Origin of the sequence: Streptosporangium brasiliense (assembly GCF_030811595.1) — a bacterium.
In the GTDB taxonomy this organism is placed as follows: Bacteria; Actinomycetota; Actinomycetes; order Streptosporangiales; family Streptosporangiaceae; genus Streptosporangium; species Streptosporangium brasiliense.
On record NZ_JAUSRB010000002.1, the window covers coordinates 416,228 to 429,913 of the forward strand.

Annotated in this window: 16 protein-coding genes; 1 reads left to right on the top strand and 15 read right to left on the bottom strand. The window is 70.5% G+C overall.

Annotated features, from left to right (window positions below; translation table 11 throughout):
* Positions 1-72 precede the first annotated feature (72 nt).
* The 6 genes from J2S55_RS10320 to J2S55_RS10340 form a co-directional block, all read right to left on the bottom strand.
* Complete coding sequence (locus tag J2S55_RS10320; protein WP_306859169.1) at positions 73-1,686, bottom strand: OmpA family protein; 1,614 nt, start codon at positions 1,684-1,686, stop codon at positions 73-75.
* Between the two features lie 368 nt (positions 1,687-2,054).
* Positions 2,055-2,273 carry a PIN domain-containing protein gene (locus tag J2S55_RS48270; RefSeq protein WP_370879615.1) on the bottom strand — a complete coding sequence of 73 codons (219 nt, stop codon included), beginning with the start codon at positions 2,271-2,273 and terminating at the stop codon, positions 2,055-2,057.
* Complete coding sequence (locus J2S55_RS10325; RefSeq protein WP_306859171.1) at positions 2,274-2,564, bottom strand: type II toxin-antitoxin system VapB family antitoxin; 291 nt, start codon at positions 2,562-2,564, stop codon at positions 2,274-2,276.
* A 256-nt stretch (positions 2,565-2,820) separates the two neighbouring features.
* Positions 2,821-3,324: a 5-(carboxyamino)imidazole ribonucleotide mutase gene (purE, locus tag J2S55_RS10330; RefSeq protein ID WP_306859173.1), complete on the bottom strand. Its 504-nt coding sequence runs from the start codon at positions 3,322-3,324 to the stop codon at positions 2,821-2,823.
* 67 nt (positions 3,325-3,391) lie between these two features.
* A complete protein-coding gene (locus J2S55_RS10335) occupies positions 3,392-4,549 on the bottom strand; it encodes a 5-(carboxyamino)imidazole ribonucleotide synthase (protein ID WP_306859175.1) in 1,158 nt (385 codons plus the stop codon).
* 36 nt (positions 4,550-4,585) lie between these two features.
* Entirely contained in the window at positions 4,586-5,530 is a 945-nt protein-coding gene (locus J2S55_RS10340) for a hypothetical protein (RefSeq protein ID WP_306859177.1), read from the bottom strand.
* Between the two features lie 295 nt (positions 5,531-5,825).
* On the opposite strand from J2S55_RS10340, the gene J2S55_RS10345 reads away from it, so the two are divergent.
* Positions 5,826-6,305: a GtrA family protein gene (locus J2S55_RS10345; protein ID WP_306859179.1), complete on the top strand. Its 480-nt coding sequence runs from the start codon at positions 5,826-5,828 to the stop codon at positions 6,303-6,305.
* A gap of 78 nt (positions 6,306-6,383) precedes the next feature.
* Here the strand turns inward: J2S55_RS10345 and J2S55_RS10350 are convergent, their stop codons facing one another.
* From J2S55_RS10350 to J2S55_RS10390, 9 genes are all read right to left on the bottom strand, one after another.
* Positions 6,384-7,661, bottom strand: coding sequence for a sensor histidine kinase (locus tag J2S55_RS10350; protein ID WP_306859180.1), 1,278 nt, complete (start codon positions 7,659-7,661; stop codon positions 6,384-6,386).
* Between the two features lie 3 nt (positions 7,662-7,664).
* Positions 7,665-8,333, bottom strand: a complete 669-nt coding sequence (locus J2S55_RS10355; RefSeq protein WP_012888073.1) for a response regulator transcription factor — start codon at positions 8,331-8,333, stop codon at positions 7,665-7,667.
* 249 nt (positions 8,334-8,582) lie between these two features.
* Complete coding sequence (bfr, locus tag J2S55_RS10360; protein ID WP_306859198.1) at positions 8,583-9,065, bottom strand: bacterioferritin; 483 nt, start codon at positions 9,063-9,065, stop codon at positions 8,583-8,585.
* A 15-nt stretch (positions 9,066-9,080) separates the two neighbouring features.
* On the bottom strand, positions 9,081-9,260 hold the full coding sequence (locus J2S55_RS10365) for a (2Fe-2S)-binding protein (RefSeq protein ID WP_306859200.1): 180 nt from the start codon (positions 9,258-9,260) through the stop codon (positions 9,081-9,083).
* 216 nt (positions 9,261-9,476) lie between these two features.
* Entirely contained in the window at positions 9,477-10,094 is a 618-nt protein-coding gene (locus J2S55_RS10370; RefSeq protein WP_306859202.1) for an MBL fold metallo-hydrolase, read from the bottom strand.
* Positions 10,091-11,176: an S-(hydroxymethyl)mycothiol dehydrogenase gene (locus tag J2S55_RS10375; RefSeq protein WP_306859204.1), complete on the bottom strand. Its 1,086-nt coding sequence runs from the start codon at positions 11,174-11,176 to the stop codon at positions 10,091-10,093. The genes J2S55_RS10370 and J2S55_RS10375 overlap by 4 nt, the downstream gene beginning before the upstream one ends.
* 84 nt (positions 11,177-11,260) lie before the next feature.
* Positions 11,261-12,253: an adenylate/guanylate cyclase domain-containing protein gene (locus J2S55_RS10380; protein WP_370879616.1), complete on the bottom strand. Its 993-nt coding sequence runs from the start codon at positions 12,251-12,253 to the stop codon at positions 11,261-11,263.
* A gap of 46 nt (positions 12,254-12,299) precedes the next feature.
* The gene (locus J2S55_RS10385) at positions 12,300-12,800 is read right to left on the bottom strand and encodes a PH domain-containing protein (protein WP_306859208.1); all 501 of its coding nucleotides are present in this window, start codon (positions 12,798-12,800) and stop codon (positions 12,300-12,302) included.
* A 33-nt stretch (positions 12,801-12,833) separates the two neighbouring features.
* Complete coding sequence (locus tag J2S55_RS10390; protein WP_306859210.1) at positions 12,834-13,658, bottom strand: biotin--[acetyl-CoA-carboxylase] ligase; 825 nt, start codon at positions 13,656-13,658, stop codon at positions 12,834-12,836.
* Between the last annotated feature and the right edge of the window lie 28 nt (positions 13,659-13,686).

The window sequence follows — 13,686 nt, forward strand, 5'->3', positions numbered from 1 at the left end:
GCCGGCCCGGCATGGGCGTCGCTAGCGAGACGACTCCGATGAACCAGGGATGCAGAGATTCGGGGATCCGTCCTACCGGACGGGCACGCGCAGCGGAGGGTACTGGGCGATCTTGACCTGTGCCGACGAGGCGCCGGCGGGCAGCGCGAAGAGGCTCCAGAACTCCTTCGTCCGGCCCGGAGCGATCTTCTCCGTGCCCACTCGGACGCCCGCCAGCTCGGTGCAGGCGCAGTAGACGTCGGCCTTGTCGCCGGTCTGCACCATGATCCTGCCCGGCAGGTACTGCCGCCGGGTGGCGGGGTCCGTCAACCGCACATTGCTGGCGGCCTGGTACTTGTACGACATCCATTCGGCGGAGCGGTTGAGCTCGTGGTGCCATGCCTCCGCGTCGCCGTCATTGGTGATCTTGTAGGTGAGGACGCCCAGATCGCCGGGGAGCCGCCGCAGGCCGGTCACCTCCAGAGTGAACGGCTGCCCGTCGTCCTTCCCCTGCGCCGTGAGGCCGCCTCCGTCCGGCGCCGGGTCCGCCTCGGGGGTCGCCGCGGGCCGCGTCTCGGCGGGCCGCGGTTTGGCGAACGTCACAGTGACACGCCGGTTGCGCCGCCGTCCCTCCTCGTCCTCGTTGCCGTAGAGCGGCCGGCGCGAGCCGTACCCCTTCGCCTGGAAACGCACCCCCGTCCTGGTCAGCAGGCCGGACAGGGCGCGCTGCACGGCCTGGGCCCGGCGCTGGGAGAGCGGGTCGTTGATGGCGTCGGTGCCCGAGGAGTCGGCGTGCCCCTCGACCGTGATCGTGGCGCCCTCGGAGGCGTCGATCAGCTTGGCCGTACGCGTGAGCACGGCCCTGGACCGGGGCGTCAGGTCGGCCTTGTTCAGCGCGAACAGCACGTCGGAGGAGAGGTTGACGTGCAGGTCCTCACCGTCGTCGCTGGTCTCCTCCGACCTGTCGGGCGACTCCGACGGCGCCATGATCTGGTGGCTGATCACAGTGACCGGCTGGGCCTCGGGGTCGGGGAAGGTCTGCCCGGGAGGCGGCGTGACGGGCTCGTCGCTGATCGGCACGTCCATCATGGGCGGGCCGAGCGGGGTGACGACGGTGGTGGTGGCCGGGTTCCCCGAGGGGGCGGGCAGAACGGCGTAGACGGACAGCGACTCACCGGGCTTGATGAAATAGCCGAGGTCGTCACGGCGCTCGTCGCTGCACAGGCACGGGCTGTCGGCCGGCTTGTACGGCAGCAGCCAGCGGCGCGCGGCCGCGTCCAGCACGCCGATGCCCGAGGCCCAGCGGATCTCGCCGAGCGGGCGGGTGTTGTCCCCCAGCTCCCCGGTCCAGGAGATGTTCTCGCCGGTGCCGGTGTTGGAGAGCCTGAGCTGGACCACGAGGTGCTTGCCCGCGACCCGGTTCAGGCCGACGACCTCGGCCTTGTAGGCCGAGGTGCGGGTGCTCTGCGTGCTCGCCAGTGCGGGACGGGTGTCCGCTCCGGCGCCGGTCGGCGAGGAGGCGGTGGCCGTCGTCTCAGGAGTCTCCGGCTGCGAGGTTGGCACGGCCTCGGTGGGACTCGCCGCGGCGGCCGGCCCGGACTGGCGTTCCTCACCTCCGCCGCCCTGCGGGACACCCGTCAACCCGCATGACGTCAGCATGACCGTCGCTGTCGCCACGGTCGCGAGCGACACCGGCTTCCTCACCATGGTTGGCTCCTCATCCTCAGGCGCGGGGGAAGCCCTCAGGCTAGTGAGCCGACCTTCAGGATCGATATAGCCCCCATCGCCTCGGGAGGAGCCCCGGAGTCGCCGGGCGAGCACACCCGGTCCGCACTGATCCTCCAGCACGGCGGAGCGGAGGCTCGGCCCCTTCGATCGTCCCCCACACGCGTAGGCGACCGTACTGTGAATCACGGACACGTCGCCTGGCGGCCGTCCGCCGGGAGATGGAGATCATCAGACGGGATCTCGGCTGCTCGGCCGTACGGATCGTCGACAGGGCTCCGGCGTGCCGATCTACGCCCTGTCCGAAGAAGTGCGGCTCAGCGGATCTGCAGGAAAAGATGGATGGCAGGTTATTTCCCCGCCCCGGGGCCATACCACTGGAGCGGCTGACCGGTGACTGCGGCGACACAGTCGAAATCATGGTCACGGTGCAACAACGTGAGCCCCCGTAGCTCTGCCGTCGCCGCCACCACCAGATCCACCGGTCCCGCGCCCCGATGCTGCCCCTTCGCCGTGAGCAGACCCTGGACCTGCCAGGCTCGATCATAGGCACGGTCGTCGACAGGCACTCATCCGAACAGCTCCCGCATGTCCTCGATCCCCCGCTCACGGTCCGCCGGTGACCGCGCGCTGCAGAAATACTCGAGCTCGGTGATGGGGCAGACGGCGACCAGCCCTGCCGCGACAGCTTGGCCCCAGCCATAGGTCTCGGCCTCACCGCGCATGAGCCGAGCCAGCGCCAGCGCCCGGCGCCGATTCTCCAGCACTTCGCGCAGAGCGGTGTTGACCGTCTCCTTCTTCGTGCCGGTCCCCAACGCCTTGGCCACCTCGGCCAGCAGGTCGTCATCCAGGTCGATCATCGTCCGGCTCACCGGGCGCCTCCCATGTATGCCTAGAACTGAATCAAATACACATAGGAATATGCCTTCATGCTGAGGACCGCTGGATCCGCCGTACATCCCGGAGAACCCGGCGCGGGCGAGTGGCTTCCGGGACCGATGGCTCCGCCCCTCCACTGGAGGAGGGAAGGGCGGAACCACCGCCACACGCCAGTCGGAAGTCCCGCACCGCCGCCCGGCGTGCTCCGGAGGTCCCGCCGCCCGGAGGCCGTACGGCTCAGGCGCCGAGACCGGCGGCCTCGGCGCGGAGCCTGGCGCCCTTGGCGTGGGCCTGCTCCTTGAGGGTCACCTGGAACTCCTCCATCCGGGTCCGCAGGTTCTCGTCGGCGGCGGCGAGGATGCGTACGGCCAGCAGGCCCGCGTTGCGGGCGCCGCCGACGGCGACGGTCGCGACCGGGACCCCGGCGGGCATCTGGACGATCGACAGCAGGGAGTCCATGCCGTCGAGATACTTCAGCGGCACGGGGACGCCGATCACCGGCAGCGGGGTCACCGAGGCGAGCATGCCGGGCAGGTGAGCGGCTCCCCCGGCCCCCGCGATGATCACCTTCAGGCCGCGCCCGGCCGCCTGCGCGCCGTAGGCGATCATCTCCTCGGGCATGCGGTGCGCCGAGACCACGTCCGCCTCGAACGCGACCCCGAACTCGGCCAGCGCCTCGGCGGCGAGTTTCATCACCGGCCAGTCGGAGTCGCTGCCCATGACGATGCCGACGGTGGTCATGCCTTCTCCTCGCCTCGCGGCGCACGGGCCGCTTCCGCAGTGGTGTCGTGCCGGTGGACCCGCCCGCTCACGTGTATACGCCCTCGGTGAGGTAGACGGCGGCGTGCCGGGCGCGGGCCCGGACCTCCTTCAGGTCGGTGCCCAGGGCGGTGACGTGGCCGATCTTACGGCCGGGCCGTACTTCCTTGCCGTAGAAGTGGATCTTGATCCCCGGGTCGTGCGCCATCACGTGCTCGTAGCGGGAGAAGATGTCGGGGTCGTCGCCGCCCAGGAGGTTGGCCATCACCACGACCGGCGCGGTCTGCGCGGGCGAGCCGAGCGGCAGGTCGAGCACGGCGCGCAGGTGCTGCTCGAACTGGGAGGTGCGGGAGCCGTCGATGGTCCAGTGCCCGCTGTTGTGGGGACGCATGGCCAGCTCGTTGACCACCAGCCCGGAGGCGGTGGCGAACATCTCCACGGCCAGCAGCCCGCTGACGCCCAGCTCGTTGGCTATCGTCAGGGCGATCCGCTGGGCCGCCGCGGCCTGCTCGGGGTCGAGCCCCGGCGCGGGGGCGAGCACCTCGACGCAGATGCCGTCGCGCTGGACGGTCTCCACGACCGGGTAGCTGACACCCTGCCCGTGCGGCGACCGGGCGACCAGGACGGCCAGCTCCCGCTCGAAGGGCACGAACGCCTCGGCCATCAGCGGCACCCCGCTCGCCAGGACCTCCGCCGCGTCCGCCGCGGACCGGCAGACCCAGACGCCGCGCCCGTCGTAGCCGCCGCGCACGGCCTTGAGCACGACCGGCCAGCCGTTCTCCCCGGCGAACTCCTCGACGTCGGCGGCCGTGGCGATCCGCCGCCAGGGCGGGCAGGGGGCGCCGATCGCGGTCAACCGCTCGCGCATCACGGCCTTGTCCTGGGCGTGCACGAGCGCGTCGGCACCGGGGTGTACGGCGGGGCCGTCCGCGGCCAGCGCGCGGATGTGCTCGGTGGGCACGTGCTCGTGGTCGAAGGTGACCGCGTCGCACCCCTTGGCGAAGTCGCGCAGGTCCGCCAGGTTGCGGTAGTCGCCCAGGCGCACGTCGGCGATCACGCGGGCGGCGCTCTCGTCCGGCGAGTTGGCCAGCACCCGCAGCTCCACCCCGAGGGCGATGGCCGCCTGCTGGGTCATGCGGGCCAGCTGGCCCGCTCCGATCATGCCGACGACGGGTCCGATGGGACCGGCCAAAGAAGGGCTGCTCACGGCGGTTGAGTTTACCGGCCCCCCGGAAGGCGGAGGTCAGCCGGTGGTGAGGTCGGCGAGGGAGCTGCGTGCGGCGACGGTGGACAGCTTGGCTCCGCCGCTCACCTCGGTGACCAGGAGCACGATCTCGGTGCCGGTCAGCCCGGCGGCCCGGCCCTTCCCGGTGAACCCGCGCAGCACCTCCTCGCCGTAGATCGGGTGCCTCAGCGAGGTACGGCCCGGCCCGGCCCGCTGCCGGTGTTCGATCTCCAGGGCGTGGATGACGAGCGCGCCCCCGCCGGGCAGCAGCAGCGCGCGCTCCGGTCCGACGAGCAGCCGGACGTCGGAGGCGAGCCGGTCGGGCCGTACCTTCCGGGGCCGCTGGACCAGCTCGTCGAACAGCTCCCTGGCGGCGTCCTTCTTGGGGAAGGTCACCCCGCTCACCCCGGCGGGGTCGGTCAGGTAGGTCAGGTAGCGCTGCGGCGCCAGGCGCGCCTCGACCCCGGTGCCGGGATCGTCGGCGGGCACCGCGCCCCCGGCCGGCTCGCGCGGCTCGCCCCGCACCGGGATGGGGCCGGCGGCGAGCCTCCAGTCGTCGCCCCCGTGGACGAACAGGAAGTAGGCCGGGACGGGCCTGCGGGCCAGCGCGACGAACCAGCGGTCGGCGCCGACCGTGGCCGGCAGGAAGAACTCCGCGTCGGTGTATCTCTTCCTGGCGGGAGCTGGGCGGCCGTTCCGGGTCGCCTCGCAGGCACGGCCGCCCAGCGTATTCTCCGCCCAGGTGGTGAGCTCCTCGATCGCCGGGCAGTCCCGCTCTCGCCAGGCCCGGTCGAGCCGGTCCAGCAGCTCGAAGGCCCGGGCGGCCTCGGCGGGCTCGACCGCGCGGGCGGACGCCTCGGGCGGCGGCCCCGCCTCACGGGGTGTGCTCCCCCCACTGGCCGTCGCGCCGCAGCCGGCCGTCACGCACAGGCCGAGGAGCAGGACGAGCAGGCGGCGGGGCAAGGAGTGGTCCCGTGGTCGTGGCCGTCGCGGGCGGCGATCCGTCTGACCGATCGCAGGGCATCGACTCCCCCCGAAGTCTCCCTGTGATCTACCGGATCAGAGTAACGTCAGATGCCCCGATTTATCGGGCTAACGCGCGATATTTGTTGAAATATTCTTAACTGACTGCTATGCACAACAGCCGGTCAGCGGCGGGCGGAAGGCGGGGCTGCACCGGTAGCCTGGCAGGAGAATGTCCAAGGTCCTCCCGAGTGGCGGATCCACAGCCAACCCTGGAAAGGACCGTGCAGGAGACGTGCAGTTTCTGCGACGTGCCTACGAGCGGTTCGCCGACCTGGTCCGTGAGCTGTCGAAGTTCGGGACCATCGGAGCGATCGCCTTCGTCATCGACACCGGCGGCTTCAACCTGCTCCAGTACGGCCTGCACTGGGGGACCCTGACCTCGAAGGTGATCGCCACGGTGGTCGCGACCACCTTCGCCTACTTCGGCAACCGCCACTGGACCTACCGGCACCGGGAGCAGAGCGGGCTCGCCCGGGAATACTTCCTGTTCTTCCTGCTCAACGGGGTCGCCCTGCTGATCGGGCTGCTGTGCATCGGCTTCGCCCGCTACACCCTGGAGCTGACCGACCCGCTGAGCATCAACATCGCCAACCTGATCGGCATCGGCCTGGGGACGCTGTTCCGGTTCTGGTCCTACAAGAAGTGGGTCTTCCTGTCGGCCACCGAAGACGTGCCGAAGGAGCTCCCCAACGAGCCCACGCGGACCCGCTGACCGACCGCCCGCCGGCTCATGCCGGCCCGCACCGGCCGCCAGGCCCCACCGGCCCTCGGACCACGCCGGTCCGCCAGGTCACGCCGGTCCGCTGACCACCCGGGTCCTGCCGGTGTCGCCGACCTGCCGCAGGAACAGCGCGAAGGCCGCCGGGCGCGGCCGTACCAGCTCAAGGCGGCCGCCGTCGGCGGCGGCCAGCGCCCGCGCGAGGGTCAGCCCCAGCCCGGTACCGCCCGCCCCGCTCACGTTGCGCTCGAAGACCCGGGGGGCGAGGTCATCGGGGATGCCCTGCCCCTCGTCGGCGACCTCGATCACGATGGACCTGTCCTTGTCGCTGGTGGTCAGCGTCACCGTGCCGTCGCCGTGCTCCAGCGAGTTCTCGAGGAGGGTGGAGATCACCTGGCTGATGCCGCCGCTGGTGCCCACCGCCTGAAGCCCGCGCGTGCCGGACAGCTTGAGCTGCCGCCCGACCCTGCGGAAGGCCGGGCCCCACTCGATGAACTGCTGGTCCAGCAGGTCGTCGAGCTCGACGACCTCGGCCTGGGCATGCCGCTGCCGCCGGGCCGCGGCCAGCAGTTCGTCGATCACCGCGGTGAGCCGCTCGGCCTGCACGATGGCGGCCTCGCCCTCCTCCTTGACGACGCCGGGCTCGTGCGCGGCGGCCACGATCTCCTCCAGCCGCATGGTCAACCCGGTGAGCGGGGTGCGGAGCTGGTGCGAGGCGTCGGTCGCGAACTCCCGCTCCCTGGCCAGCAGGTCGGAGATCCGGGTCGCGCTGCGGTCCAGCACCTCGGCCACCCGGTCGAGCTCCTGGATGCCGTAGCGGTGCTTGCTCGGCCTCGCGTCCCCGGAACCGAGCCGCTCAGCGATCATCGCCAGGTCGCTGAGCGGGAGCGTCAGACGGCGTGACTGCACGATGGCGAGCCCCACCGCCACCGCGAGAGCCGCCGCGGCGAGCGCCAGGATGAGCAGCAGCCACGCCCGGATCTCGTGCTCCACCTCCGTCTTGTCCCGGCTGACCGCGACGTACACCCCGTTCTCCGACTGGGCGTCCTGGGTCATCTTGTGGCTCTCGGGGGGCTCGTCGCCCACCGTGATCACCTGAGGGGGTGTCCCTTTTGCGTAGATTTGTATGTAACGGTCAGGGTATTTGCGCTTGAGCTGCTCGGGGTCGATGGGCTGATCCTGGATGCGGGCATACTCCACCTCCCCCAGCAGGCTTTTGGCCTGGGAGGAGAGTTCCTGGGTCGCTTCTTCCTCGATCAGCCGGTTGACCGCCACGCCCAGGGGGATGCCGAGCAGGAGCACCCCGATGACCGCGACGAGCAAGGTGGAGGAGAGTAGTCGACGACGCATCACCTACTCGCGTTCGAACCGGAAGCCGACCCCTCGGACCGTCGTGATGTAACGGGGCTTGGCGGCGTCGTCGCCCAGCTTGCGACGCAGCCACGAGATGTGCATGTCGAGGGTCTTGGTGGAACCCCACCAGTTGGTGTCCCACACCTCGCGCATGATCTGCTCGCGGGTTACCACCTTGCCGGCGTCGCGGACGAGGACGCGCAGCAGGTCGAATTCCTTGGTCGTCAGGTGCAGCTCCTTGTCGCCCATCCAGGCGCGACGTGAGTCGGCGTCGATGCGCACGCCCTGCACCACGGGTGTCTCGGAGGTGCCGCGCCGCAGGAGGGCGCGGACCCGGGCCAGGAGCTCCGCCAGGCGGAACGGTTTGGTGACGTAGTCGTCGGCCCCGGCGTCGAGGCCCACCACGGTGTCCACCTCGTCGACCCGGGCCGTGAGGATGAGCACGGGCGTGCCGTGGCCCTCCGCGCGGATGCGCCTGGCCACTTCGAGGCCGTCCATCTCGGGCAGGCCCAAGTCAAGAACTATCAAGTCGATGCCACCCGACAGTGCCCGTTCCAGGGCCTGCGGGCCGTCGGGGCTCACCTCAACTTGGTAGCCCTCGCGGCGTAGCGCACGCGCCAATGGCTCGGAGATCGAGGTGTCATCCTCGGCGAGAAGTACACAGGTCATGTTGCGATCGTAGGACCTTAGGGGATCGTTTCCCGGGCACAGCGCGCGGTTTGACTCGTCATTGACCTATCCATTGACCTGGGCAAACACTGATAAATCCCGGATAGTCGTCCCGCAACGGTTCAGGGCCGCGCGGTACTGCTCCCGCCTCGTAAGGGCCTGGAAAGGACAGGACCGCCAATGACCTCCCCGACAAAACAGAACACGCCCAGCCGTAAAGGATGCGGCGGGCGTGTTCGGGCGATCGGCTCAGGAAGCCGACGGCGGCTCGGCGTAGCGGGCCAGATAGAGCTGCTCGCCGAGGCTCTCGATGAGCCCCAGCTCGGTCTCCAGGTAGTCGATGTGGTGCTCCTCGTCCTGGAGGATCTCCTCGAAGAGGCGGGCCGAGGTGTGGTCACCCTTCTCGCGCATCAGGATGATGGCGGGGCGGAGCCGGGTGACGACCTCCAGCTCGATGTTCAGGTCGGCGCGGAGCTGCTCCTGGACGGTCTGGCCGATGTGCAGGATGCCCAGCTTCTGGTAGTTGGGCAGACCCTCGAGAAAAAGGATGCGGTCCGTCAGCTTCTCGGCGTGGCGCATCTCGTCCATGGACTCTTCGCGGGTGTATTTCGCGAGTCTGGTGTATCCCCAGTTCTCCTGCATCTTGGCGTGCAGGAAGTACTGGTTGATGGCCGTCAGCTCGGCTGTGAGCTGTTCGTTGAGCAGTTCGATGATTTTCTTGTCGCCCTGCATGGCGGGCTCCTCGTGCTATGCGGTCGGCATCAGATCTTCAGACCGCTTCAGGATCGCACAGATCTTCCGCACGCATGAAGCGCAGTCGCCACCGGCACCGGTGATGTCGCGGACCTGGCGCGCGCTCTTCGCACCGCCCGCGATGCAGTCGTGCACCTCGTTCTCGGTAACCGCGCGGCAGACACATACATACATGGCGGGGGACGGGCCTCTCGTGGAACGTAAGTAGGTTAGGCACACCTAATGTAACTCATTCGGTAAGGCTTGCCTATGTGCTGTGCGACACATAAGGCGCACTCTCCCGCCACGTACGACATATGGGGTACGCTCCCCCGCCACGTCACCGGCCACGCCGCGCCGCGCCGCCCGGCCCCGTCGGGTCATCGGCGGCCGGGCGGCGTGACAGCGGCGTCAGTGCCCTCTGGCCAGCCACTCCTCCAGGTGCGGGGCCTCCGCGCCGATCGTGGTGGAGTCGCCGTGGCCGGTGTGCACGGCGGTGTCCTCCGGCAGGGTCAGCAGCCGCCTCCGGATCGAGTCGATGATCGTCTCGAAGGAGGAGAAGGACCTGCCCGTCGCGCCGGGGCCGCCCTTGAACAGCGTGTCGCCGGTGAAGACCGCGCCGGCCCCGGGGGCGTGCAGGCAGACCGCGCCCGGCGCGTGGCCGGGCGTGTGCAGCACGGTGAGCTCCACGCCGCCCGCCGAGAGCACCTGGCCGTCCTTCAGCGGTGTGTACGGCATGTCGCCGTAGACCATCTCCCACAGCACCTGGTCGGCCGGGTGGAGCAGGATCGGCGCGCCCACCCGCGCGGCGAGATCGGCCGCGGCGTTGATGTGGTCGTTGTGCCCGTGGGTGCAGACGATCGCCGTGACCTCACGGCCGCCGATCCCCCCGACGATGGCGTCGGCGTCGTGCGCCGCGTCGATGACGACGACCTCGCTGTCGGAGCCGACCAGCCAGACGTTGTTGTCGACCTCCCACGTCCCGCCGTCCAGCGAGAACGTGCCCGAAGTGACGATCTTGTCGATCACAGGACCACCACCGAACGGAGCACCTCGCCGCGCTGCATCTTGGCGAAGGCCTCCTCCACGTCACCGAGGCCGACCGTCTCGGAGACGAAGCCCTCCAGGTTCAGCCGCCCCTGGAGGTAGAGGTCGATGAGCATGGGGAAGTCACGGCTGGGCAGGCAGTCGCCGTACCAGGACGACTTCAGCGCCCCGCCGCGGCCGAAGACGTCCAGCAGCGGCAGTTCCACCGTCATCTCGGGGGTGGGCACGCCCACCAGGACCACGGTCCCGGCCAGGTCACGGGCGTAGAAGGCCTGCTTGTAGGTCTCCGGACGGCCGACCGCCTCGATCACCACGTCCGCGCCGTTGCCGTCGGTGATCTCCCTGATCGCCTCCACCGCGTCGGTGGTGCGGGAGTTGACCGTGTGCGTGGCGCCGAAGTCCTTGGCCCAGGCGAGCTTGCGGTCGTCCACGTCGACCGCGATGATCTTCGTGGCGCCCGCCAGCCAGGAGCCGTGGACCGCCGCGCCGCCGACGCCGCCACAGCCGATGACGGCCACGCTGTCGCCGCGGGTCACGCCGCCGGTGTTGATGGCCGCGCCGATGCCCGCCATCACGCCGCAGCCGAGCAGGCCCGCCACCGTCGCCGGCGCCGCGGGGTTCACCTTGGTGCACTGCCCGGCGGCCACCAGGGTCTTCTCGATGAAGGCGCCGATGCCCAGGGCCGGGCTGAGCGGCGTGCCGTCCGCCAGGGTCATCCGCTGGGTGGCGTTGTGGGTGTTGAAGCAGTACCACGGACGGCCACGCCGGCAGGCGCGGCAGTCGCCGCAGACCGCCCGCCAGTTCAGGATCACGTAGTCGCCGGGGGCCACGTCGGTGACCCCCTCGCCGACGGCCTCGACCACTCCGGCGGCCTCGTGGCCGAGCAGGAACGGGAAGTCGTCGTTGATCCCGCCCTCGCGGTAGTGCAGGTCCGTGTGGCAGACGCCACAGGCCTGAACGGTCACCACCGCCTCGCCGGGACCGGGGTCGGGCACGTGGACCGTCTCCAGGGAGACGGGCTCACCCTTGCCACGCGCGACCACTCCTTGCACGGTGTACGGCATGTCCTGCACCTCATCTTCGAAATCTTCGAACTCGGTTACCGGTGGAACAGCGTCTTCACGGACGCGCCCCCACGTCCATGCCTATCAGGCCCTGCGGAGCACGTACGGCTGGACCACCCCGAGGCCGCGGGCGGGCCGGCGCCGGATGCGGTGCGCCTCGATGCCGGACACCTCCGCGACGGCCTCGGCCAGCTCGCCGTCGACGACGATCGTGCCCGGCCGGGCGATGGCCGTCAGCCGGGCCGCCAGATTGACGGTGGTCCCGAAGACGTCGCCCATCACCGGCAGGACCGGGCCGTAGGCCAGGCCGATCCGCACCTCGGGCCCGTAGCGCCGGATGACCTCGACCAGCTCCAGCGCGATCACCGCGGCCTTGCCCGGGTCGGCCGCGGTGAACAGCACCTCGTCGCCGAGCGTCTTGACCAGCCGCCCTCCGTGCGCGGCGACCACGTCGGAGGCCCGCGACTCGAACCCCTCGACCAGCTCGGCCAGGGCCCGTTCGTCCAGTTCGCGGGAGACCTGGGTGAAGGAGACCAGGTCGGCGAAGCCCACCGCGAGGGTCAACCGGGTGGGCACGACCTCCTCGGTGAGGTCGGTGATGGCCAGCAGCCGGGTCCCCGCGGCGGCCAGCTGGGCGCGCCAGACATGGGCCAGCACCCGCTCGAAGTCCGGCAGCAGCCGGTGCGCGGTCTCCAGGACCGCGGCCAGGTCGGCGTCGGAGGGCGGCTGGTCCGGGTCGAGCATGGCACCGACCATGATCTCGGCCTGCCACTGCGCCAGCCGGGCGGTCGTCTGGCCCAGCGCCCTGGCCATCCGGACGACCGTCTGCTCGTCCAGCAGCCCGCCCTCGATCATCGCCCGGACCCGCCGGAGCGCGGCCACGTCGGCGTCGGTGAAGGCCACCGCGTCGTCGGCGAGCGTGGCGAAGCCCAGGGCCCGCCAGATCCGCTCGGCGAGATCCTGCGGCACGTCGGCGAGCTCGGCCACCTGGACCCGGGTGTAGCGGGGCGACGAGCCGACGAAGAGGCGTTCGATCTCCTCGGCCGTCGGACGTCTCGTCACTTCCCCTCCGCCCATCTTCCTGCTCCAATCCAGGAGGTTACGCCACCTGGTCCGCCGTCCCTCACGGGTCTCCGTCGGCCGCGTCGTCGAGCGCCCGGAACAGCTCGGCCCGCACCTCCTGGATGCGGGGGATGTCGCGCAGGGTGATGTGGCCCTGCTCGCCGGCCGACTCGACGTTGAGCGTCCCGGAGCCGAACATCCGTTCCACCAGCGTCTGGTCGGCGCTGACGGTGTTGACCTTGCTCATCGGGATGTCGTCGTTGGACTTGTTCAGCACGCCCGTGCTGATCGTCAGCCGGTGCGAGGTGAGCACGTAGGAGGTGTTCTTCCACTGCAGGTACGGCGCGAACGACCACACGGTCAGCAGCCCGACGGCGAGCACGGCCACCGCGATGCGCGCGTAGGAGTCGTACTCGAAGGCGGGCATGAGGAAAATCGCCGCACTGGACCCGGCGATGATGAGGACCAGCGCGAGGAACGGGATGACGAGGCGCTTCCAGTGAGGGTGGAACGTGCGGATGCGCTGTTCCCCCTCCGTCAGGTGGTGATCAGGGAGACCCATGGGGCAAATCGTGGCACGCCTGGCCGCCCCACGTCATGATGTGTGCGGTCTGACGTGCACGACGTCGCCGGCGCTCAGCGTGTGCTCCTCCCCCTTGGAGCGGACGATCAGGTGGCCGGAGTGGTCGATGCCGGTGGCCAGCCCGGTGAGCACCCGCTCCCCGGGCAGCTCCACCCTGACCTCGCTGCCGACCGTCGCGCTGACCCCGAGGTAGGCGGCCCGCAGCCCGCACGCGTCGGCGTCGCCGTCGGCCTGCGACCACTCGCGGTAGTGGGCCTCGATCTCCCGCAGCACCGCCCGGATGATCGGGTCGCGGTCGACGCAGGCGGCCTCCTCGATGACCAGCGAGGTGGCGGTCTCCACGGGCAGCTCGTCGGCGCGGACGCTCACGTTGAGCCCGACACCCACGATCACCGCGCTGTCCACCCGCTCGGCGAGGATGCCGGCGAGCTTGCGCTCCCCGATCAGCAGGTCGTTGGGCCATTTCAGGCGGACGTCCACCTCGGCGATCCTGCGCACGGCCGAGGCGACGGCCAAGCCGACGAGCAGCGGCAGCCAGCCCTGTGCGGCGGGAGGCGGGTCGGGCCGCAGCAGCATCGAGAACGTCAGGCCGGAGCGCGGCGGCGCGCTCCAGACGCGGCCCAGCCTGCCGCGGCCGGCGAACTGCGCCTCGGCGATGACCACGGCTCCCTGCCGGGCACCGTCCCGGACGGCCTGCGCGAGGTCGGCGTTCGTCGAACCGGTCCTGCCGACGACGGTGATGTCGGACCACAGGCCGCCGGGGCGGACCAGGGCACGGGTGAGCGCCGCCTGGGACAGCGGCGGGCGGTCTAGATCGGTGAAGGGCGAGTCGAGCACTTAGCCATCTTCCCTCCCCTAGCGACCG